General features: G+C 64.4%; 20 protein-coding genes. 6 read left to right on the forward strand and 14 right to left on the reverse strand.

The features are described 5' to 3' along the window. Positions 1-22: 22 nt before the first annotated feature. From AC07Y0_RS17290 to AC07Y0_RS17305, 4 genes are all read right to left on the reverse strand, one after another. Entirely contained in the window at positions 23-586 is a 564-nt protein-coding gene (locus AC07Y0_RS17290) for a NifU family protein (protein ID WP_498678951.1), read from the reverse strand. Positions 587-698: 112 nt separating this feature from the next. Beyond that, a complete protein-coding gene (locus AC07Y0_RS17295) occupies positions 699-1,190 on the reverse strand; it encodes a universal stress protein (RefSeq protein WP_498678952.1) in 492 nt (163 codons plus the stop codon). An 82-nt stretch (positions 1,191-1,272) separates the two neighbouring features. Continuing rightward, positions 1,273-2,337, reverse strand: a complete 1,065-nt coding sequence (gene trpS / locus AC07Y0_RS17300; protein WP_498678953.1) for a tryptophan--tRNA ligase — start codon at positions 2,335-2,337, stop codon at positions 1,273-1,275. A gap of 105 nt (positions 2,338-2,442) precedes the next feature. Then, on the reverse strand, positions 2,443-2,838 hold the full coding sequence (locus AC07Y0_RS17305; RefSeq protein ID WP_498678954.1) for a VOC family protein: 396 nt from the start codon (positions 2,836-2,838) through the stop codon (positions 2,443-2,445). Between the two features lie 211 nt (positions 2,839-3,049). Between AC07Y0_RS17305 and AC07Y0_RS17310 the strand changes: the two genes are divergently transcribed. Next, positions 3,050-3,481 (forward strand): YcbK family protein, encoded by a 432-nt coding sequence (locus AC07Y0_RS17310; RefSeq protein WP_498678955.1) that lies wholly within the window; start codon positions 3,050-3,052, stop codon positions 3,479-3,481. 13 nt (positions 3,482-3,494) lie between these two features. Here the strand turns inward: AC07Y0_RS17310 and murJ are convergent, their stop codons facing one another. The 3 genes from murJ to mutS all read right to left on the reverse strand — a co-directional run bounded on the left by murJ (position 3,495) and on the right by mutS (position 10,728). Further along, positions 3,495-5,063, reverse strand: coding sequence for a murein biosynthesis integral membrane protein MurJ (murJ, locus tag AC07Y0_RS17315; RefSeq protein ID WP_498678956.1), 1,569 nt, complete (start codon positions 5,061-5,063; stop codon positions 3,495-3,497). Positions 5,064-5,065: 2 nt separating this feature from the next. Beyond that, complete coding sequence (locus AC07Y0_RS17320) at positions 5,066-7,894, reverse strand: [protein-PII] uridylyltransferase (RefSeq protein ID WP_498678957.1); 2,829 nt, start codon at positions 7,892-7,894, stop codon at positions 5,066-5,068. Positions 7,895-7,992: 98 nt separating this feature from the next. Further along, positions 7,993-10,728: a DNA mismatch repair protein MutS gene (mutS, locus tag AC07Y0_RS17325; protein WP_498678958.1), complete on the reverse strand. Its 2,736-nt coding sequence runs from the start codon at positions 10,726-10,728 to the stop codon at positions 7,993-7,995. Positions 10,729-10,841: 113 nt separating this feature from the next. Between mutS and AC07Y0_RS17330 the strand changes: the two genes are divergently transcribed. Continuing rightward, on the forward strand, positions 10,842-13,127 hold the full coding sequence (locus tag AC07Y0_RS17330; protein ID WP_498678959.1) for an NADP-dependent malic enzyme: 2,286 nt from the start codon (positions 10,842-10,844) through the stop codon (positions 13,125-13,127). Here the strand turns inward: AC07Y0_RS17330 and AC07Y0_RS17335 are convergent. After that, positions 13,109-14,041 (reverse strand): LysR substrate-binding domain-containing protein, encoded by a 933-nt coding sequence (locus AC07Y0_RS17335; RefSeq protein ID WP_498678960.1) that lies wholly within the window; start codon positions 14,039-14,041, stop codon positions 13,109-13,111. The two genes, AC07Y0_RS17330 and AC07Y0_RS17335, sit on opposite strands and share 19 nt — an antisense overlap. Positions 14,042-14,181: 140 nt before the next feature. Between AC07Y0_RS17335 and AC07Y0_RS17340 the strand changes: the two genes are divergently transcribed. After that, positions 14,182-14,412, forward strand: a complete 231-nt coding sequence (locus tag AC07Y0_RS17340; RefSeq protein ID WP_498678961.1) for a hypothetical protein — start codon at positions 14,182-14,184, stop codon at positions 14,410-14,412. Here the strand turns inward: AC07Y0_RS17340 and olsB are convergent, their stop codons facing one another. From olsB to AC07Y0_RS17370, 6 genes are all read right to left on the reverse strand, one after another. Beyond that, positions 14,413-15,291 carry a l-ornithine N(alpha)-acyltransferase gene (gene olsB, locus AC07Y0_RS17345; protein ID WP_498678962.1) on the reverse strand — a complete coding sequence of 293 codons (879 nt, stop codon included), beginning with the start codon at positions 15,289-15,291 and terminating at the stop codon, positions 14,413-14,415. It lies immediately after the preceding gene. Between the two features lie 147 nt (positions 15,292-15,438). Next, positions 15,439-15,930 (reverse strand): signal peptidase II, encoded by a 492-nt coding sequence (lspA, locus tag AC07Y0_RS17350; protein ID WP_498678963.1) that lies wholly within the window; start codon positions 15,928-15,930, stop codon positions 15,439-15,441. Further along, a complete protein-coding gene (locus AC07Y0_RS17355; protein ID WP_498678964.1) occupies positions 15,927-16,787 on the reverse strand; it encodes a TrmH family RNA methyltransferase in 861 nt (286 codons plus the stop codon). Before AC07Y0_RS17355 ends, lspA begins: the two co-directional genes overlap by 4 nt. Then, the gene (locus AC07Y0_RS17360; RefSeq protein WP_498678965.1) at positions 16,784-17,989 is read right to left on the reverse strand and encodes a class I SAM-dependent methyltransferase; all 1,206 of its coding nucleotides are present in this window, start codon (positions 17,987-17,989) and stop codon (positions 16,784-16,786) included. The genes AC07Y0_RS17355 and AC07Y0_RS17360 overlap by 4 nt, the downstream gene beginning before the upstream one ends. A gap of 54 nt (positions 17,990-18,043) precedes the next feature. Next, positions 18,044-18,388 (reverse strand): DUF1049 domain-containing protein, encoded by a 345-nt coding sequence (locus AC07Y0_RS17365; protein WP_498678966.1) that lies wholly within the window; start codon positions 18,386-18,388, stop codon positions 18,044-18,046. Between the two features lie 109 nt (positions 18,389-18,497). Beyond that, positions 18,498-18,815: an integration host factor subunit beta gene (locus AC07Y0_RS17370; RefSeq protein WP_498680264.1), complete on the reverse strand. Its 318-nt coding sequence runs from the start codon at positions 18,813-18,815 to the stop codon at positions 18,498-18,500. Positions 18,816-19,143: 328 nt separating this feature from the next. Between AC07Y0_RS17370 and lptC the strand changes: the two genes are divergently transcribed. Genes lptC through lptB form a run of 3 tightly spaced genes read left to right on the forward strand, consistent with a single transcriptional unit; the run spans position 19,144 to position 21,213 of the window. Next, positions 19,144-19,809: an LPS export ABC transporter periplasmic protein LptC gene (gene lptC, locus AC07Y0_RS17375; RefSeq protein WP_498678967.1), complete on the forward strand. Its 666-nt coding sequence runs from the start codon at positions 19,144-19,146 to the stop codon at positions 19,807-19,809. After that, positions 19,806-20,384, forward strand: coding sequence for an LptA/OstA family protein (locus AC07Y0_RS17380; protein WP_498678968.1), 579 nt, complete (start codon positions 19,806-19,808; stop codon positions 20,382-20,384). The genes lptC and AC07Y0_RS17380 overlap by 4 nt, the downstream gene beginning before the upstream one ends. Before the next feature lie 40 nt (positions 20,385-20,424). Next, the gene (lptB, locus tag AC07Y0_RS17385; protein ID WP_498680265.1) at positions 20,425-21,213 is read left to right on the forward strand and encodes an LPS export ABC transporter ATP-binding protein; all 789 of its coding nucleotides are present in this window, start codon (positions 20,425-20,427) and stop codon (positions 21,211-21,213) included. The last annotated feature ends 86 nt before the right edge of the window (positions 21,214-21,299 follow it).

Below are 21,299 nucleotides of genomic sequence, written 5' to 3' on the forward strand. Positions count from 1 at the left end.
CCTGCTCCTCGTCCGACCCTTGTCAGACTGCTTCGACTTCCTGGACCTCGGGAACGAAGTGGCGCAGCAGGTTCTGCACGCCGTGCTTCAGCGTGGCGGTCGAGGACGGGCAACCGGAGCAGGCGCCCTTCATGTTGAGATAAACCTTGCCGTTCTTGAAGCCACGGAAGGTGATGTCGCCGCCATCCTGGGCGACGGCCGGACGCACGCGGGTTTCCAGCAGTTCCTTGATGGTGGCGACGATAGTTTCGTCGCCGGCCTCGAAGAATTCTTCCTCGCCGTCCTCGTCATTGGCTGTCGCGGCTGAGCCCATGACCTTCGCGCCGCTCATGAAATGCTCCATGATCGTGCCGAGGATCGCCGGCTTCAGGTGCTGCCATTCCGGGCCGTCCTTGGTGACGGTGACGAAATCATAGCCGAAGAAGACCCCGGTCACGCCGGGGATCGAGAAGATGCGGGCCGCCAGCGGCGAGACCGCAGCGCTGTCGGCATCGCGGAACTCGGCGGTGCCGGACTCCATCACCACCTTGCCGGGAAGGAACTTGAGGGTCGCCGGGTTCGGCGTGGCTTCGGTCTGTATGAACATGGGAACCTCCGAGCGGCTTCAAGGACCGCCGTTCAATTTAGAATACTTCAAAAGAAATAGGCCCGAACGCAACGGCCTTCAAGGCTGGATCTGACTTTTGCCATGGGGCCGATCAGCAGAGCGCATCGATTTCCTCATTGGTGAGGGAATCCGGCAGGACGGTCACGGGGATCGGGAAGGCGGCACCGCGCCCGGCGATCATAGAGACCAGCGGCCCCGGGCCCTCCTTGGTCGAACCGGCCGCCAGGACGAGGATGGCGATGTCGCGGTCTTCCTCGATCAGGGAGTTGATCGCCGTGGTGGAATTTCCCTCGCGGATGACGATTTCAGGCTCGATCCCGATCGTCTCGCGCACCGTCTGCGCCGCCTTGGCCATTACGGCCTCGGCCTCTTCGCGGGCCTCGGCCCGCATGATCTCCTCCACGCCCAGCCATTGCTGGAAGTCGCCTTCCGGAATGACATAAATCAGCACCAGGCCGCCGTTCGAATTCTTGGCGCGCCGTCCGGCATAGTGCACCGCGCGGGAGCATTCCGGCGTGTTGTCGATCACCGCCATGAACTTGCGGCGGTGACCTTCGAGGCGTGACAGGCGTGTTGAAACCATAGGGAACCCCGCCGCAGGATGGGTTGAACTCGGCCGTTTCAGCGACCGGTTCAGAACCCCAGCCGCGCGGATCGCGGCGACTTTACTGCACGAAACCGATAATGTCGCGGACTTCCTTCATGGTTTTTTCGGCCCGTGCCCGCGCCCTTTCGCCGCCGTCGCGCAGGACGCCGTCGATATAGGCGGTGTCGCCCATCAGACGGCGCATTTCGCCGTTGACCGGCGACAGGACCTCGACCGCAAGCTCGACGAGCGCCGGCTTGAACACCGAGAACTGCTGTCCGCCGAACTCCGTCAGCACGTCTTCCTTGGTGCGGTCGGACAGGGCTGCGAAGATGCCGACCAGGTTGTCGGCTTCGGGACGGCCCTTCAGGCCTTCGGTCTCGCTCGGAAGCGCGTCCGGATCGGTCTTGGCCTTGCGGATCTTCTTCGAGATCGTTTCGGCGTCGTCCATCAGGTTGATGCGCGACAGGTCGGATGGATCCGACTTCGACATCTTCTTGGTGCCGTCCTTCAGGCTCATGACGCGGGGCGCCGGGCCCTCGATCAGCGGTTCGACCATCGGGAAATAGGCGTGCACCGGCTCCTCGCCGACGGTGATGTCGATGCCGTAGCCGGTGCGGCGGATATGATCGACGAAGTCGAGATTGAACTTCATGGCGATGTCGCGGGTCAGTTCCAGATGCTGCTTCTGGTCCTCGCCGACCGGCACATGGGTGGCGCGGTAGACGAGAATGTCGGCTGCCATCAGGCTCGGATAGGCATAGAGGCCGAGCGAGGCCTGCTCGCGGTCCTTGCCGGCCTTGTCCTTGAACTGCGTCATGCGGTTCATCCAGCCGATACGGGCGACGCAGTTGAAGATCCAGGCGAGCTCGGCATGCTGCGGCACGGCCGACTGGTTGAAGACGATATGGCTCTTCGGGTCGATGCCGCTGGCGAGGAAGGCGGCCGTGATCGACCGGATCTGGCCCTGCATGTCGTCGTGGACGAGCTGCGCCGTCAGGGCGTGCAAATCGACGACGCAATAGATGCAGTCGTGATGTTCCTGCAGCGCGACGAACTTGCGGATCGCACCGAGATAGTTGCCGAGATGGAGGTTGCCGGTCGGCTGAACGCCGGAAAAGACCAGCGGCTTGAACTCACCCATGATTGTCCTCAACAGGCTGGTGGAGGGCCCGATCTGTCGATCGAAATACGCTGGCGCTTATGCACGCCGGATCGCCCACAATCAAGGGGCTGTTTCCCGCACCGCTCAGCCGGCAGGCTGAATGAGATCCCAGCGATTACCGAAGATATCCTGAAAGACCGCCACGGTCCCATAGGGTTCGTGACGCGGGGCCTCGAGGAAGGTCACCCCGGCGGCGAGATAGGCCGCGTGGTCGCGGGCAAAATCGTCGGTCTTGAGGAAGAAGCCGACCCGTCCGCCGGTCTGGTTGCCGATCGCCCGCACCTGATCGGCACCGTCCGCGCGGGCCAACAGCAGGGCCGCCCCCTCCCCGCCCTTCGGTTTGACCACGAGCCACCGCTTTCCATCCGGCTGGGGTGTGTCCTCGAGGCAGTCGAAACCGAGAATGTCGCAGTAGAAATTCCTGGCGCGGGCATAGTCATCGACAACGAGGGCGACGAGGAAAAGCGACTGGGAGGGCATGGGGGCTCCTGACTGGCGGCGGCTGGCGTGTTCGCAGAGCGAGGGAAGAAAGGCCGATTTGGTCGAAAAGTTAAGTCAATTTAACCATTGAGGCAGCACAAATCCAGAACTGAAGCAAACCGCTCCTTATTCACGTCACTTTTTGAAATGAAATACTATCCCGCAACCTAATCAGCCTTTCATGACGAAAGGTCCTTTCACGGGGGATGCCATGCGCATTACTTTTCGCATCGCGCTTGCCTGTCTTTTGGCACTCGGCTTCAATGCCACCGTCGAAGCCGGTGAGAGCCAGAAACGCCGCGTCACCAAGCTCAATCACGACTACACGGCGGCCTATACGCTGCAGCGGGTGAGTGTCAGGGCCAGCTGCTTTCCGACGAAACTGAAGGCGATTCTCGCCCATATCGCCGTGGAGACCAAGCGCAAGCCGATCATCACGTCGGGCCATCGCCCGCGTTCCGGCACATCGCAGCACAGCCACTGTTATGCGGCCGACATCCGCGTGCCCGGTGTCTCGGAAAAGCGCGTGCTCGCGGCGGCGGCGACCGCGCCCGGCATTGGCGGCATCGGTCGCTACTGCAACGGCCTGGTGCATGTCGACATCGGCCCGAAGCGCACCTGGACACACTGCAAGCGGCGCTAGACCAAGCGCCCGGTCAGACCCTCGGCTTGCGCTTGAGGTTCCGCCGCAGCATGCCGAGATCAGCGCCGCCGATGGCAAAGGCAATGGAAAAATAGACCACCATCGCGACGGCAACCAGACCGCCGAGCGCCGTGACCTGATGGAGCAGCGAGGCTTCCGGCGCCAGCCAGGACGACCAGTAGTCCGACAGGTAGACGAGCATGACCGCCATGATCGCCGCGGCGACGATGAGGCGCAGCGTGCGGGTTAGGAGTGCCCATTCCCAGGTCAGGTGGCCGCGCCGATACAGCGTGGCGAAGAGCAGCATCGTGTTGACCCAGCCGGCTGCCGCTTCGGCGACCGCGATGCCGCGCTCGGCCAGAATCGGAAAGAGCGAGATCGCCAGCGCCGAGTTGATCACCACGGAGATGCCGGTGAACCGCATCGGCGTACGGGTGTCCTCGCGGGCGTAGAAGCCCGGCTGCAGCGCCTTGATCATCACGAAGCCCGGCAAACCGATGCCGTAGATCGCCAGGATGGCGGCGACGACCGTGGTGTTCTCCTGCGAAAAGGCGCCGCGCTCGTAGAGCACGCGGATGATTTCGTCGGACAGAACCCAGAGCGCGGCCGCGGCCGGCAGCGTGAGGAACAGCACGAATTCCATCGAGCGGTTCTGGATATTGCCGGCCTCTTTCATGTGCCCGGACTTCAGCGCACGCGCGAGTTCGGGCAGCAGCACGACACCGACGGCCACGCCGACGACGCCGAGCGGCAGCTGGTAGATACGGTCGGCATATTGCAGGGCGGCAATCGCGCCTTCCTTGCCGGAGGCGATCGCCTGACCGATCAGCTGGTTGATCTGGGTGATGCCGCCCGTCACCGCAGCCGGTACGGCCAGCACCAGAAGGCGCTTCACATTCGGGGTGAAGCGCGGAAGCTTGAAGGCAATGCTCATGCCGGCATGGCGAACGCCGGCATAAACGACGGCCATCTGCAACAGGCCCGCGCCGAGCACCGACCAGGACAGGTACCAGGCGGTCAGAGCCGGGTCGGCGCCGCTGTAGAGCGCCCAGAGCAGCGCGCCGATCATCATCACGTTGAGAAAGACGGGGGCGATCGCAGCGGCGAAGAAATGGTGCAGCGAATTGAGCATGCCGGACAGCATGGCCGTCAGCGACATGCACATCAGATAGGGAAACATGACCACGGCGAGCCGGACCGTCAGCGAGAATTTTTCCGGATCGTCGGAAAAACCCGGCGCGATGACCCATCGCACCAGGAGCGGCATGGACAATTCCATGACGATGGTGATGAGCAGGAGCACCGAGAACAGGACGCCGAAGACCTCTTCGGAAAAGCGCTTGGCGCCGTCGACGCCGTTCGCCTCGATCTCCTTGGCGAAAAGCGGAACGAAGGCGGCATTGAAGGCCCCTTCGGCGAACAGCCGGCGGAAGAGGTTCGGAAAACGGAAGGCGGCATAGAAGACGTCGGCCATCGGCCCCGTGCCGAGGGCGGCCGCCATCAGCGTTTCGCGGGCGAAGCCGAACACGCGACTGCCGAGCGTCGCGCCGCCGACGGTCATGAACTTCTTCACCAGTCCCATGGTCAGACCTTGGCCTTCTTCTGGGCGGGCGCGGAGCGCTGGACGGCCTGGGCGATGATGCCGGACGGCATTCGGTCGCGCAGTTCGTCGCCCTGCTCAGCCATGACACCCTTCAGCTGGGTCACGATGCTGGCCTGGCGGTTCTCGTTGGTGATCTTCTGGCCAACCAGATCGGTGACGTAGAAGGTGTCGATGACCTTCTCGCCGAAGGTGGTGATGCGTGCCGAGTGGATGTCGAGCGACAGGTCGGACAGGACGGCGGTGATTTCCGCCAGCAAGCCGATGCGGTCGAGGCATTCGACCTCGACGACGGTGAACTTGTTGGAAAGGGCGTTGGAGATCGTCACATCCGGCTGGACGGGGAAGGTCTTGTTCTTCTTCTTGCCCTTGCTGCGCGTGGCGATGACTTCCGGAAGGCGCTTGTGGCCTGACAGCACGTCCTCGATCATCTTGCCGATGGTGGCGGCACGGCGCATCTCGTCCTCGTCGATCGGAAACTCGCGATTGATCAGGATGGTGTCGAGGGCTCGGCCGTCGGAGGTGGTGAAGATCTGCGCGTCGGCGATGTTGGCTCCGGCGGCCGCACAGGCACCGGCGATGATCGACAGCAGGCGCGGATGGTCGGGCGAGAGCACCGTGATCTCGGTGATGGCGTGAAAGGAATGGGTCCGCACCATGGTCGCCAGTGCCTTGCCCGCCTTGTCCGACTCGCGGATGAAATGGGCGTGACGGATCTGGTCCTCCAGCTCGACGGAGAGCAGGTAGGGCTCGTAGTGCAGCTTGGTATAGGTCTTCTGGTCCTTCTGGCTCCAGTTGCCGAGCGCCTTGCCGAGCTGTTCGGCGGCGTGCTTGGCGCGCTCCTTGCGCGAGACTTCCGAAAAACCGCCGGAGAGCAGAAGTTCGGTCTCGTAGTAGAGCGTGCGCAGCAGCTGGCCCTTCCAGCCGTTCCACACGCCCGGCCCGACGGCGCGGATGTCGCACACGGTCAGGACGAGCAGCATCTTCAGCCGGTCGAGCGACTGGACCTTGTCGGCGAAGTCGGTGATCGTCTTGCGGTCGTGCAGGTCGCGGGTCTGGGCGACCATCGACATCAGCAGATGCTGCTCGATCAGCCAGACGACGAGCTCCGTCTGCTTGGGGTTGAGGCCGAAGCGCGGGCAGAGCTTGCGCGCCACTTTCGCGCCGGCGATCGAGTGGTCTTCCTGCCGGCCCTTGGCGACATCGTGCAGCAGGACTGCCACATAGAGCGACTGGCGGTCCTCGATGCCCGGCATGAGCTTGGCGGCAAGCGGATGGATCTCCTCGGCCTTGCCCTTGTCGATCTCGGCGAGGACTTCCACCGTGCGGATCAGGTGTTCGTCGACCGTGTAGTGATGATACATGTTGAACTGCATCATCGAGACGATCTTGCCGAACTCCGGCACGAAACGGCCAAGCACGCCGGATTCGTTCATCCGGCGCAGGATCTGCCCCGGATCACGGCGCGAGGTCAGCACCGCGAGGAAAAGCCGGTTCGCCTCCTCGTTTTCGCGGAAATTATGGTCGATCAGGGCCAGCGAGCGGGTCACGGCCTTCAACGCATCGGGATGGAATTCCAGACCGTTCAGGTCGGCAACATGGAAGAGCCGCATGATCGAAACCGGATCGCGCTTGAACACCTCCGGAACGGCAAGCGCGATGCGGCCGCGATCCTCGATGAATTCCGGCGTGCCGGGGATCTTGCGCGGCCGGTTGGCGAAGCGGCCGATCACGCCGGTCAGGCCCGGAGCGGCTTTCGCCTGCTGTTCTTCCAGCGTCGCGCAGAAGATGCGGGTCAGGTCGCCGACATCCTTCGCCACCAGGAAATAGTGCTTCATGAAGCGCTCGACGGCCGAGAGACCGGGGCGCGGCTGATAGCCGAGATTGCGGGCGATCTCTGGCTGAATGTCGAAATACAGGCGCTCCTCCGGTTTGCCGGTCAGGTAGTGCATGTGGCATCGGACAGCCCAGAGGAAGTCGTCCGCCTTCTGGAACAGCTGCCATTCCTGGCGGGACAAGACGCCGAGACGGACGAGATCACCGGCATCGCGGACATGGTATTTGTACTTGGCGATCCAGAACAGGGTCTGCAGGTCGCGAAGCCCGCCCTTGCCTTCCTTGACGTTCGGTTCGACGAGGTAGCGGCTGTCGCCGGCCTTGCGGTGGCGCTCGTCGCGCTCGCCCAGCTTGGCGGCGATGAATTCCGGCGCGGTATTGTTGGTGACTTCCTGGTCGAACCGGCGCTGCAGTTCAGTGACGAGGCTTTCCTGGCCGCAGACGAAGCGGGTTTCGAGGATCGCGGTCCGGATCGTCATGTCGCCCTTCGACAGGCGCATGCACTCGTCGACCGTTCGCGTCGCATGGCCGACCTTGAAGCCGATGTCCCACAGCAGGTAGAGGATGAACTCGACGGCCTTGTGCATGTCGGCGGTCAGCTTCGGCGGGGTGAGGAAGAGGAGGTCGATGTCCGACCCCGGCGCCAGCGTGCCGCGGCCATAGCCGCCGACCGCCGACACGGCGACCATATCGGCCTTGTCGCGGTAGACATGCCGGACCACCAGATCGAAGATCACAGAGATCAGCTGGTCCTGGATCCAGGAAATGCGCTGGGCGCAATGAATGCCGCGGCCGTCGGCGAAGAGCTTGGCCTTCGCCAGGTCGCGTCCGTCGGCGCTCGCCTTTTTGAGGATCGGCAGCAGGCCAGCGCGAATGTCGAGCAGATGCCCGGCATGGGCGCGGGCGACGGCCTCGCAGTCGGCCTTGAGGGCGGCGACGTCGAGCAGGTCGCCGTATTCGAGTTCGGTCATGGCCATTGTTGCGGCTTGCTTTCCTGGCTTATCAGCCTGCCCGAGGGCCGGCGACGGATGGCGCTATAACGCCTTTCAGGCGCCTTGGACAGGGATATTAGCCGTCAAGGCTTGCCAAGTTGTTTCCTCAGATCATAGAGCGCGTCGAGCGCCTGGCGCGGCGTCATGTCGTCGAGATCGAGGCCTTTGAGCATTTCCTCGACCTTCGAGGGCCCCGCCTTCCGCGCCTCCTCCCGCCGCACCGCCACCTGGAAAAGCGGCAGGTCGTCGATCAGCGAACTCGCCGGGTTCTTGCGGTCGGCATCCTCCAGCCTTGTCAGCACGTCGCGCGCCCGGGCCACGACCGAGGCCGGTAGGCCGGCAAGGCGCGCCACCTGGATGCCGTAGGACCGGTCGGCGGCGCCGGGGCCGACCTCGTGGAGGAAGATGACGTCGTTGTCCCATTCCTTGACCCGCATGGTGACATTGGAAAGGCGGCCGAGCTTTTCCGAGAGCACCGTCAGTTCGTGGAAATGGGTGGCGAACAGCGCCCGGCAGCGATTGACCTCGTGCAGGTGCTCGACCGCCGCCCAGGCGATCGACAGGCCGTCGAAGGTCGCCGTGCCACGGCCGATCTCGTCGAGAATGACGAGCGAGCGCTCGGTCGCCTGGTTGAGGATCGCCGCCGTCTCGACCATCTCGACCATGAAGGTCGAGCGGCCGCGCGCCAGGTCGTCGGAAGCGCCGACGCGGGAAAACAGACGGTCGACCACACCGATATGGGCGGCGCCCGCCGGCACGAAGGAGCCCATCTGGGCCAGGATGGCGATCAGCGCGTTCTGGCGCAGGAAAGTCGACTTACCGCCCATGTTCGGGCCGGTCAGCAGCCAGATCGCCCCGTCCGAACCCGTCTCGGAGGGCGAGAGATTGCAGTCATTGGCGATGAAGGGGCTCGCCGACTGGCGGCGTAGCGCCTGTTCCACCACAGGATGGCGCCCGGCGACGATGGAAAACATGTTGCTGTCATCGACCAGCGGGCGGCAATAGCCCTGCTCCTCGGCAAGGGCCGCGAGTCCGGCTGCGACGTCGATCACGGCAAGCGCCCGCGCCGCCGCCTTGATCGGCTCGGCGGCGGCCACCACGTCCGCCGTCATCCGCTCGAAGGCTTCGAGTTCGATCGACAGCGCCTGGCCGGCGGCATTGGCGATGCGGGTTTCGAGATCGGCAAGCTCGGTCGTGGTGAAGCGCATGGCGCTTGCCATGGTCTGACGGTGAATGAAGCGGGCCTTGGCAGCCTCCCCTTCCGTCATCGTCCCGGAATTGCCGGCGGTCACCTCGATGAAATAGCCGAGCACGTTGTTGTGCTTGATTTTCAGCGACTTGATGCCGGTCTCCTCGGCATATTGCAGTTGCAGGCCAGCGATCACCCGGCGCGACTGGTCGCGGAGCGCCCGAACCTCATCAAGCGCAGGGACGGCACCGGCCTTGAGGAATCCTCCGTCGCGCTTCAGCAAGGGCAGGTCTTCGGCCAGCATGGCACCGAGCAGGTCGGCGAGGCCGTTGGGCAGGGCCTTGAGATCGGTGACGGCTGCGGCGAGTTCTTCGGGAAGAGCAACGTCTCCCAGCAGGGCCGCGACTTCCCCGGCCGCGGCGATCCCCTGCAGGATGGCACCGAGGTCGCGCGGGCCGCCGCGATCGAGCGCCAGGCGTGAAAGCGCGCGCGGCATGTCGGGCACCCGCTTCAGGCCGTCGCGCAGCCGATCGGAAAGTGAAGGCTCGGACAGCAGGAAGGCGACGGAATCCTGGCGGCCGGCGATGGCATCCGGATCGGTGAGCGGCGACATCAGCCGTTCGGCCATTAGGCGGGCGCCGCCGCCCGTGACCGTACGGTCGATGGCTTTCAGCAGCGAACCGTTGCGATCGCCCGACAGCGTCTTCACCAGTTCGAGATTCCCACGGGTGGCTGGGTCGATGAACAGGGTCGAGGCGGCGCTCTGGCGCTCGGGAAGCCCGAGCGGCGGGCGCTCGGAGATCTGGGTCTTCTCGACATAGGCGACGGCGGCGGCCGCCGCCGCAATCTCGGCGCGGCTGAACGAGCCGAAACCGTCCAGCGTCTTCACGCCGAAATAGCGGGCGATGCGACCCTCCGCCGCGGCGCTGTCGAACAGCACCGCCGGCTGGGGCACGACGACGCGGCCGAGCACGTCGAAGGCGGGTTTCAGCTCGGGATCGAAGAACAGGGTGTCGGCGACGATCAGCTCACGCGGCTCGATCCGCAGGATATCGGCGAGCAGGCGCCCCTCGTCTGTCTCGGCGAGACGGAAGATGCCGGTCGAGATGTCGATCCAGGCGATCGCCAGCTGCGGCGTGGAGCCGCCGCGGATGCGGGCGAGCGCCATCAGGTAGTTCGATTCCGATGGCGAAAGCAGCTTTTCCTCGGTCAGCGTGCCGGGGGTGACCAGGCGCACGACGTCGCGCTTGACTACCGATTTCGATCCGCGCTTCTTCGCCTCGGCCGGGTCCTCCACCTGCTCGCAGACCGCCACCCGAAAGCCGAGCGAGATTAGCTTCTGCAGGTAATCGTCGGCGGCATGGACCGGCACGCCGCACATCGGGATGTCCTGGCCGAGATGCTGGCCGCGCTTGGTCAGGGTGATGCCGAGGGCGCGCGAGGCGTCGACGGCGTCCTCGAAGAACAGCTCGTAGAAATCGCCCATCCGGTAGAACAGCAGGCTGCCCGGATTGTTGGCCTTGATCTCGATATACTGTTCCATCATCGGGGTGGCGGACGCGCGGCTTTCCTCCGAGGCAAGCTCGGCGGCGTTCAGGACCTCGTTGGTGGGGGCGCTGTTGATTGTCACTGTCTAAAGTTTTCTTGAAAAGGAAGTCGTGCAACACTAACGACCTATAGCAAACAAAAACAACCACCAAGGACAGCCGGCGCAAGGCTGCCCACAACAAGGTTCGAGGGAACATGGCAAGCAAGGATCGCAACCCGCGCAGCAAGACGTCCGTCACGGAGCAGGAAGCGCTCGACTTTCATTCGCAGGGACGCCCCGGCAAGCTGGAGATCACCCCGACCAAGGCCATGGCCACCCAGCGCGACCTTTCGCTCGCCTATTCGCCGGGCGTCGCCGTGCCGGTGAAGGCGATCGCCGCCGATCCGGCAACCGCCTACGACTACACGACGCGCGGCAACATGGTCGCCGTCATCTCCAACGGCACGGCGATCCTCGGGCTGGGCAATCTCGGCGCGCTGGCCTCCAAGCCGGTGATGGAGGGCAAGGCCGTGCTCTTCAAGCGCTTCGCCGACGTCGATTCGATCGACCTCGAGGTCGATACGGAGAATGTCGAGGAATTCATCAACTGCGTGCGCTATCTCGGCCCGTCCTTCGGCGGCATCAATCTCGAGGACATCAAGGCACCCGACTGCTTCATCATCGAACAGCGGCTGCGCGAGATCATGGACATCCCCGTCTTCCATGATGATCAGCACGGCACGGCGATCATCGCCGCGGCCGGCCTGATCAACGCGCTCGAACTGACCGGCCGCGACTTCAAGACCACGAAGCTGGTGTGCAACGGCGCCGGCGCTGCCGCGATCGCCTGCATCGAACTCATCAAGGCGATGGGCTTCAATCCCGCCAACATCATCCTGTGCGACACCAAGGGCGTGATCTACCAGGGCCGCATCGAGGGCATGAACCAGTGGAAGTCGGCGCATGCGGTCAAGACAGACCGCCGCACGCTGAAGGAAGCCATGGAGGGCGCCGACGTCGTGCTCGGCCTGTCGCAGAAGGGCGCCTTCTCCTCCGACATGATCCGCTCGATGGCGGCAAACCCGATCATCTTCGCCATGGCCAATCCGGACCCGGAAATCACGCCGGAAGAAGTCTCCGAGATCCGCGACGACGCAATCATGGCAACCGGGCGCTCGGATTATCCGAACCAGGTCAACAACGTGCTGGGCTTTCCCTACATCTTCCGCGGGGCGCTCGACGTGCGCGCGTCGCAGATCAACGACGCGATGAAGATCGCCGCTGTGCGGGCGCTTGCAAGCCTGGCGCGCGAGGACGTGCCGGACGATGTCGCTGCTGCCTATCAGGGCAACCGGCCGCGTTTCGGCGCCGAATACATCATTCCCGTGCCCTTCGATCCGCGCCTGATCTCGGCCATTCCGGTCGCGGTTGCCAAGGCGGCCATGGAGACCGGCGTTGCACGCAAGCCGATTGAAGATCTCGGCGCCTACAGCCGCGAGCTTTCGGCCCGGCGCGATCCGATCGCCGCCACGACCCAGCACCTCTATGAGCGGGTGCGCCAGAACCCGAAGCGGGTCGTCTTCGCCGAGGGCGAGGAGGAACAGGTGATGCGGGCGGCGATCTCCTTCGTCAACCAGGAGCTCGGCACCGCCATCCTGCTCGGCCGCGATGCGCCGCTGAAGGAAACCGCCGAACGCGCCGGCATCGACCTCGACCGTCCCGGCATCGAGGTCGTCAACGCCCGCGTCTCGAACCGCGTCGACGCCTATACCGAATATCTCTACTCGCGCCTGCAGCGCAAAGGCTACCTGCACCGCGACTGCCAGCGCCTGATCAACACCGACCGCAACCACTTCGCCGCCTGCATGGTGGCGCTCGGCGACGCCGACGCCATGGTGACGGGCACGACGCGCAACTACTCGACCGCGCTGGAGGACGTGCGCCGCTGCATCGATCCGCAGCCGGGCCACCGGGTGATCGGCGTCTCGCTGGCGCTGACCCGCGGCCGCACGGTGCTGGTGGCCGACACCGCCGTCCACGACATGCCGACGGCAGAGGAACTCGCCGACATCGCCGAGGAAGCGGCCGGCCTTGCCCACCGCCTCGGCTACGAGCCGCGCGTCGCGCTTCTCGCCTATTCGACCTTCGGCCATCCGACCGGCGAGCGTTCCGAGCGGCTCCGCGAAGCGGTGAAGATCCTCGATGCACGCCGCGTCAACTTCGAATATGACGGCGAAATGGGGGCCGACGTGGCGCTCAACGCGCATCGCATGGAGCAGTATCCGTTCTGCCGCCTGTCGGGCACCGCCAACGTGCTCGTCATGCCGGCGATCCACTCGGCTTCCATCTCGACCAAGATGCTGCAGGAACTCGGCGGCTCAACCGTGATCGGCCCGCTGCTGGTCGGGCTGGAGAAATCGGTGCAGATCGCCCAGATCGGCGCCAAGGACACCGACATCGTCAACATGGCGGCGATTGCCGCCTACAATGCCGGGGAATGAATCTGACCCGGGGCGGCTTTCGCGAGCCGCTCCATGTCCTCGGCCAGCTCCTCTTTCAGCCAGCGGCGGAACGCCGCGACCTTGGGGTCGGGACGGGCCGTATCGGCAGTGACAAGATAATGGCCGTCCCCCGTCGCCACCCAGGGTCCAAAGGGCACGACCAGCTGGCCGGCCCGTATCGCATGGGACGCGATGGTCTGCCAGGCGAGCATCACGCCCTGGCCGGAGATCGCCGAGTCGAGGCAGAGTGACGCCTCGTTGAAAACATGGCGCACATTCACGGGCCTTCCCGCGAGACCGACTGCGCCGAGCCAGACTTCCCAGCTGAACATGGCCCTCCCGTCGATGATGGCCGGCAGTTCCAGGAGATCCTCCGGAGCGGACAGCCGTTCGGCGAGGGCCGGCGCGCAGACCGGAAAGATCCTCTGTTCGAGCAGCAGTTCGGCGCGCGCTCCCGGCCATTGCCCCTTGCCGACGCGAATGCAGAGATCGACGTCGGACACCGCCGGATCGACAAGCCGGGTGGTGGCGTCGATCCGCAGGTTGATGTCGGGGTGGCGCTCGGAGAATGCCCCCAGCCGGTAGACCAGCCAGCGCGCGGCGAAGACGGGTGCGACCGAGATCGTCAGCAGGTCGTCATTGCGGTGATGGGCGGCAGCGACCGCGCCGGACAGCAAGCGAAAGGCCTCGGCCAGCCGGGGCAGGATGTCGCGGCCTGCCTCGGTCGGCACCATGCCCTTCGGCTGGCGCTCGAAGAGCTTGTGGTGCAATTGCTGCTCGGCCTTGATCACCTGCTGGCTGACGGCACCGACCGACACGCCCAGCTCTTCGGCCGCGGCCGGAAGCGAGCCCAGCCGGCCGACCGCCTCCACCGCACGCAGACCGTTCAGATGGATGAGATTGAGATTTCGCATATAGCTTTTCTAAAGGCTCTCCCCACGAAACTCAATTGCGAGGCATGCCTGGATAACCGAGTATCGCGCAGAAGAAACCCACGGCCGAAAGCTCCGCCAAGCCGGCCTTCGTCTTAACGCGTCAGGGAAGGAGCGTGCCGATGCTGAAGTTTCTCTTCGGTCGCCAGCAATCCCGGAAAAACTGGAGAGGGGCGGACGAGGACTGGTCGCGGGACCCGCTCTCCCATCCGGACATCGCCGCCATGTCGACGCGCGAGCTTGCCGACCTGCCGCTCGTGCCACCGCCGAGCGACGGGCATGACTACGAAGCGGTCAGCAGGAAGAGCCCGCGGTCAGGCGAAGCCATGGGCAGAAACCGGGCTGTCAGGTGATCAGCTGGCGAACCGGCCCGCGTCGGCACCGTAATAGTTGCGATAGCGGTCGGAAATGCTGGAGATCGGCAGCACGATCAGGGCGTCGGTGGTGTTGAAGGCGTGGTCGACCACCGCGCCCTCGCCGATCATCGCGCCAAGCCGCAGATAGCCCTTGATTAGCGGCGGCATGGCGGCAAGGGCCTTGCGCGGGTTGATCGCCTCGACCGGCATCAGGTCCATTTCGCGATAGAGTCCCGGCAGGGCCCGGACAGCCCATTCGCCGCGCGCCACTGCGTGGTGGTAGAGGAAGGAGAGCGCCAGCGCATGCTCCTCCGGCCGGATGCCGGGGAAAGAACCGCAGCCGAACATGGCGTCGACACGGTGCATCAGTGCATAGGCCCAGCAGCCCTGCCACAGGAGTTCGACGGTGCGCTTGGTGCGGTATTCCGGCAGGACACAGGAGCGGCCGAGTTCCATGAAGCGCTTTTCCGGATGACGCGCCATCAAGGATTCAACCTCGAATTCGGTCGCCGAGTAGAAGCCGCCGTGGTTTCGCGCCACGTCATGGCGCAACAGGCGGTAGGTGCCGACGATCTGGTCCTCGGGATCCCCCTCGACCGAGCAGTCCAATACCAGGAGATGATCGCAGACAGCGTCCCATGCATCGATGTCGCGCTTGCGGCGCGTCGCGTCCGGGGCGATCTTTGCCCCCATCTCCTCGATGAACACACGGTAACGAACCGCCTGCGCGGCGTCGATCTCGCGCTCGTTGCGGGCAATCCGGGTTTCGAGATTGCCGATGCGCCCGAGCAGGCCTTCCGACGGCCTGGCCGCCGCGCCATTGGACTGCGCAGCACCATCGACCAGGGACACTCGATCCAAAAGTTCAATGCTCATAGCGACTCGTCCATCTTGTGTTCAGTGCCATAAACCATGGATCTGCGACAAGAAAGTGACAGGGCCTGCGGCATAATCGCGGCGTGCCACGCCGGCCCCTCAGCTTCACCTGCGTCGTCGAATATCCGATCTGCGGCATGCTGTAGATTACGCCTCCGATGCACGGTGCGCCAGTATCTCGTCGACCAGAATGAGAAACGCGCCGACCGAAATGAAGCTATCGGCAAGGTTGAAGACGGCAAAGGACCAGGTCTGCGTATAGAACAGCACGTAATCGACGACATGGCCGTAGATGAAGCGGTCGATGATGTTGCCGAGCGCCCCGGCGATGATCATGGCAAAGCCGAGATGAGCGATGTGATGCCCCGGGCCCGTGCGACCCCATAGCCACATGACGAAGGCGACGATGGCGATGCGCAGCCCGACGATGAACCAGCCTTGGGCGTCGGCCAGCATGGAGAAGGCCACGCCGAGATTGTGCGTGCGATAGAGCGCCAGCATCGGCATGATTGGCACGGCCTCGTGCAGCGGCAGGTAAAGCTCGACGGCAAGCTTGATCGCCTGGTCGAGCAGCAAGGCGACGACGATGAAGATGGCGGCCGGTAAGGGCCGGCTGAAGGGTGCGAGGAAAGCGTTCATTGCGGCTTGTCGAGGCTCAGAAGGTGCCGACGCACTTCGAACAGCATGACGCCGGTCGCGACGGCGAGATTGAGGGAATCGGCGCGGCCGACCTGCGGAATGCGGGCCAGCGCATCGGCGGCTCCCGCCAGATCGTCCGGCAGGCCGGATTGCTCGTTGCCCATCATCAGCACGACCGGCCTGCTGCGGTAGTCGATGGTGCGGTAGTCGACCGCGCCGGCGAGATGGGTCGCGACGAGCCGCGCACCGCTGTCCTTCTTCCAGCGCAGAAAGTCGGCGGGCGTCGTCTTGACCAGCGGCACGGCGAAGAGTGAGCCCATCGTGGCGCGCACGGTTTCCAGCGAAAACGGATCGGTGCAGTCGCCGACCAGGATCACGCCCGAAGCGCCGGCCGCGTCGGCGGTGCGGATGATGGTGCCGAGATTGCCGGGATCACGAACGCGGTCGAGCGCCACCCAGGTCTCCGATGCGGAAGGACGGACATCCTTCAGCGCCATCCAGCGCTGCTCGAACACGCCGGCGACCATCTGCGGATTATCGCGACGGGTGATTGCCGACATCACCTTCTCGCTGACCTCAAGCACCAGGCCGCCGGAAGCGATGGTGCGGGCGGCGACCTTTTCGACCATGGGCTTGCCCTTGGCCGCCTTGGAATAGATCAGCGTCCGGATCGTCCAGCCGAGTTCGAGCGCGTCGATGACCAGCTTCAGGCCTTCCGCCATGAAGGTCTTCGTCTCGTCACGCGCCTTCTTCAGCGACAGCGCCTTGATGTCCTTGATGATCGGGTTGGCGAGGCTGGTGATTTCCTTCACCTGGCCGACGCGGCGCGGACCGTCGTTTCTGTAGTCGTCGCTCATTTCGGCACCCAGCGGCTGAAAAGGGAGGTCGAAAGCGCCCGTCCCGGCGTCTTGCCGTCGAGGCCAGCCTCGCGGATCACCAGTTCGCCCGACTCGACCAGGCCGCCCTTGCCGCGCATCGTCTCGCGCATCAGTTCGTGAATCGAGTAGAAGCTCGCGCGGATCGAATAGGCGGTCAGCACCAGGCCGAGCGCCTTGGGCGCCAGGAGTTCGCGGCAGACGTCGAGCATCAGCGGCAGGTGCTCGAACAGGTGCCAGACCTCGCCGTTCGGCCCGCGGCCAAATTTCGGCGGATCGGTCAGGATAATGTCATAGCGATGGCCGCGCCGTTCCTCGCGCTGGATGAACTTCATCGCGTCGTCGCAGATCCAGCGGATCGGCGCCTTGTCGAGCCGGCTCAGCGACTGGTTCTCGCGCGCCCAGCCGATCGCCTTCTTGGACGCATCGACATGGGTGACCTCGGCCCCGGCGGCGGCGGCAACGAGAGAGGCGACGCCGGTATAGCCGAACAGGTTCAGCACCTTCAGCGGCCGGCCGGCCGTCTCGATGCGCTCCTTCATCCAGGTCCAGTGGGCGATCTGTTCGGGAAACACGCCGACATGACGGAAGGAGGTGAAGCGGCCGAGGAAATCGACGCCGAGCAGCGACAGCGGCCAGGTTTCGCCGAGCGCCTCACGCGGAAAGCGCCAGCGGCCCATGCCGTCCTCGTCGGTATCGCCGGTGAAGATCGCGTCGGCGCGCTCCCAGACATGCGCCGGCAGCGCCTTCGGCCACAGGGCCTGGCCCTCGGGCCTGACGACGCGATAGGGGCCGTATTGCTCAAGCTTCTCGCCCTCGCCGCTGTCGATCAGGTGGAAGTCGCCGGCACCCTGGGATTCGAGGATCAGCGGCACGCGCTCGGCCGGGCGTTCTCCGGTCCGCACCATCAGCGTGCGCTGGGGCTCGGCGGGCGCCTTCACGGGTTCCGATACCGGAGGGGCGTCGGCCGGCCGCGGCGCGCGCGTCGCGCTTTCGGGACGACGATCGCCGCGCGGCTTGAAGGGTACGGCCTTTTCCGCCTCGCGCGGGCCGCCCTTGACGGGCTTGGTCGCCTTGCCGGCTTTTCCGGCGGATGCCTTCTGCATCGGCCGGCGTTCCTTGTTCTTCACACGCTGATCCTGCTTGTCCTGAAATTGAGCGAAACGCCTTAGCACCACCGCCATGCAGGGAAAAGCGCTTTCACGATGCCACGGCCGTTCCCTCGCCGGGAAACGGCGTCACTTGGCCGGCAATTGCGGAAGCCCGCGACCGGCGATCTCTTCGGCGCGGCTCTTGTGGCGATCGGCTTCCGCCTGCCAGCGCACCGCCGAGCGGGATTCGGTGCGGGCCTTCTTGCGATACTTGCCCTGGGCGAGCCAGGTCGCGGCAGAGCCCAGCAGCAGGCCGAGGATGAGCGCGAGGAACAGGAAGACGAAGAACGGCGCGGTCAGCGACAGAAGCGCATCGTCGGGCTTGAACGGATTGAGCGCCAGGGTGACGGCCTGCCGATTGGCGACCGACAGGACGATCAGCACGATCGCCAGGGGCACGAAGACAACCAGACTGACGACTTTCTTGACCATAGCGCATTACTCCTCGGCGGCTTACCACCACGCATCCGGGTTCAACTCGGCGGATGCCTCCAAGTTAAGCCCGACCGGGGGCTTTTCAAGCGCGCCGGGCTTCGATCTCTTATTCGTCGCCTTCGTCGGCCATGCCGGGGTTGAGCCGCTCGCGCAGTTCCTTGCCGGTCTTGAAGAACGGGACCCATTTTTCTTCGACGAAGACGGTCTCGCCCGTGCGCGGATTGCGTCCCGACCGCGACGGCCGGTTCTTCACCGAAAAGGCGCCGAAGCCGCGCAATTCGACGCGATTGCCCGCCGCGAGCGCGTCGGTGATCTCGTCCAGCACCGCATTGACGATATTTTCCACGTCACGATGATAGAGGTGCGGATTACGCGCCGCGACAATCTGCACCAGTTCCGACTTGATCACGCGCGCCCCCTGAATGGTTGAGTAAACCTTGGTCGCTCCAAACGTGCCAAACCAAAAAAGCAGCGTCAAGGAACAACTTAACCAGCCCGAGGCGATCTGCCGGGCCGCCGGTAAAACACCACAATGTCACGCGATAATCAACCTTCGCGGTCGCATTGGGGCATCTCGTGCGCCCGGGATCGGTCGGAACCTTTGCCGATGGGCGATCGGGCACTCAGAATGCGCCGCGGCTTGTATTCGCAGACGCAATTTCCATATTGGCAAGAGAACGCAATAATGCGAAATGTCAGCCGGATTCCTCCCAAAGCGTTTCCGGGCGGGCGAACCCGAACAGGCCTCATGCATGCTGAATCGCGTAGACTATAGTGCGACGACCGCTGGCGGCCGGCCAGGCGGCGATCCCTATCGTCTTGCGGTCAGCCACTCGGCGCGCGTCAAGCGGCTGAAGATCCTGCTGCCGATCGGCGCCTTCATCATTTCGCTCGCCTTTTTCGGCGTCTCCGTGGTCAGGGCCTACCTGCCGGAAAACCTGCAGATTGCCTCCGCCAAGATCGAGAACGGCAAGGTCGTGATGGAAAAGCCGGCGATCGCCGGGCGCAACGAAGACGGCATCAGCTATTCGATGCGCGCCGAGCGCGCGCTCCAGGACATCAAGAATCCGAACATCATCGCACTCGAGACGATCGCCGCCGCGGTTCCGCTAAACGAGAAGATCATCGCCAGAGTCGAGGCCCTGAGCGGCGTCTTCGATCGCTCTTCCGACCTTCTCGACATGGACAAGCCCTTCACCATCAAGCTGTCGACCGGTCTCGAAGCCAGCTTCCAGTCGGCCCATCTCGACATCAAGGGCGGCAAGATGGAGACGAGCGAGCCGGTCGCCATCAAGGCCGACGAAGCGTCCATTGTTGCGCAGTCGCTCAAGATAACGGATAAGGGACGCATTATCACTTTTCAGGGCGCCGTTCGGGTGAACATCCAACCCTCCGCCATCCGCAAAACGGGCAATTGAGAGCCGGGCCAGTCATGATATTCGAACGCCGCACACCGCTTCTGCCGACCGGCCTGCTAATCGCCACGGGCTTCGCGCTCATGGCCGCATCTCCGGCCGCGCTCGCCCAATCGACGAAGAGCAATCTGAACGGCCTCAAGCTGTCGAACGAACAGCCGATCCAGATCGAGAGCGATGCGCTTGAGATCCGCGAGCAGGAGAAGACCGCGCTGTTCTCCGGCAATGTCAAGGTCGTGCAGGGCACGACCACGCTGCAGTCCGGCAACATGACGGTGCATTACCGCGGTGAAGGCACCAGTGTCACCAACGGCGATGCCGACATCGAGAAGATCGACGTGACGGACAAGGTGTTCCTATCTTCGGGAACGCAGCAGGCGACCGCCGACAAGGGCACCTTCAATCTCGACGCCCAGGTCTTCGTCCTCGAGGGCGACCGCGTGGTGCTGTCGGAAGGCCAGAATGTCTTTGTCGGCTGCAAGCTGACGGTGCAGATGAATTCCGGGGAAGCAAAGCTCGACAGTTGCGGCGGCCGGGTGCAGATCCAGCTCGACCCCAAGTCCCAGAAGAAGAATTAGTAGCATCGGCCCCAACGTGAAGATTCCCGTCGTCTCAGACCTGATCGGCGCAAAGCAGGCGCAGCCGCCGAAGCCTGCGGAGACGCGCCTGGACAAGGCGCGCTACGAGGGCACGCTGATCGCCCACGGCCTGACGAAGAGCTACAACACGCGGCGCGTGGTCAACGGTGTTTCGCTCGTCGTGCGCCGCGGCGAGGCGGTCGGCCTTCTCGGTCCGAACGGCGCCGGCAAGACGACCTGCTTCTACATGATCACCGGCCTCGTTCCCGTCGATGCGGGCACCATCGCCATCAACGGCAATGAAGTGACCGGCATGCCGATGTATCGGCGCGCGCGCCTCGGCGTCGGCTACCTGCCTCAGGAAGCGTCGATCTTTCGCGGCCTGACGGTCGAGGAGAATATCCGGGCGGTTCTCGAACTGCACGAGAGCGACCGCAAGAAGCGCGAAGCCAAGCTCGACGAGTTGCTGAGCGAATTCCATATCGAGAAGCTTCGCAAGGCACCGGCCGTGGCGCTGTCGGGGGGCGAGCGCCGCCGCCTCGAAATCGCCCGGGCGCTGGCCACGGACCCGACCTTCATGCTGCTCGACGAGCCCTTTGCCGGCGTCGACCCGATCTCGGTCTCCGACATCCAGAACCTGGTGCGCCACCTGACGGCCCGCGGCATCGGCGTGCTGATCACCGACCATAATGTGCGTGAAACGCTCGGCCTGATCGACCGCGCCTACATCATCCACGCCGGTGAGGTCTTGACCCACGGACGCGCCAACGACATCGTCAACAATGCCGATGTGCGCCGGCTCTATCTCGGCGACAAGTTCAGCCTCTGACCCCCCCTACTTAAGAAATTCGCCTGCTCTCCACGGTTCGACTTGACCAAACCCTCCAAAAAAGCAATTTTTGGGCCAAGTGGAGT

The organism is Allorhizobium sp. GW101-3B10 (assembly GCF_059424725.1).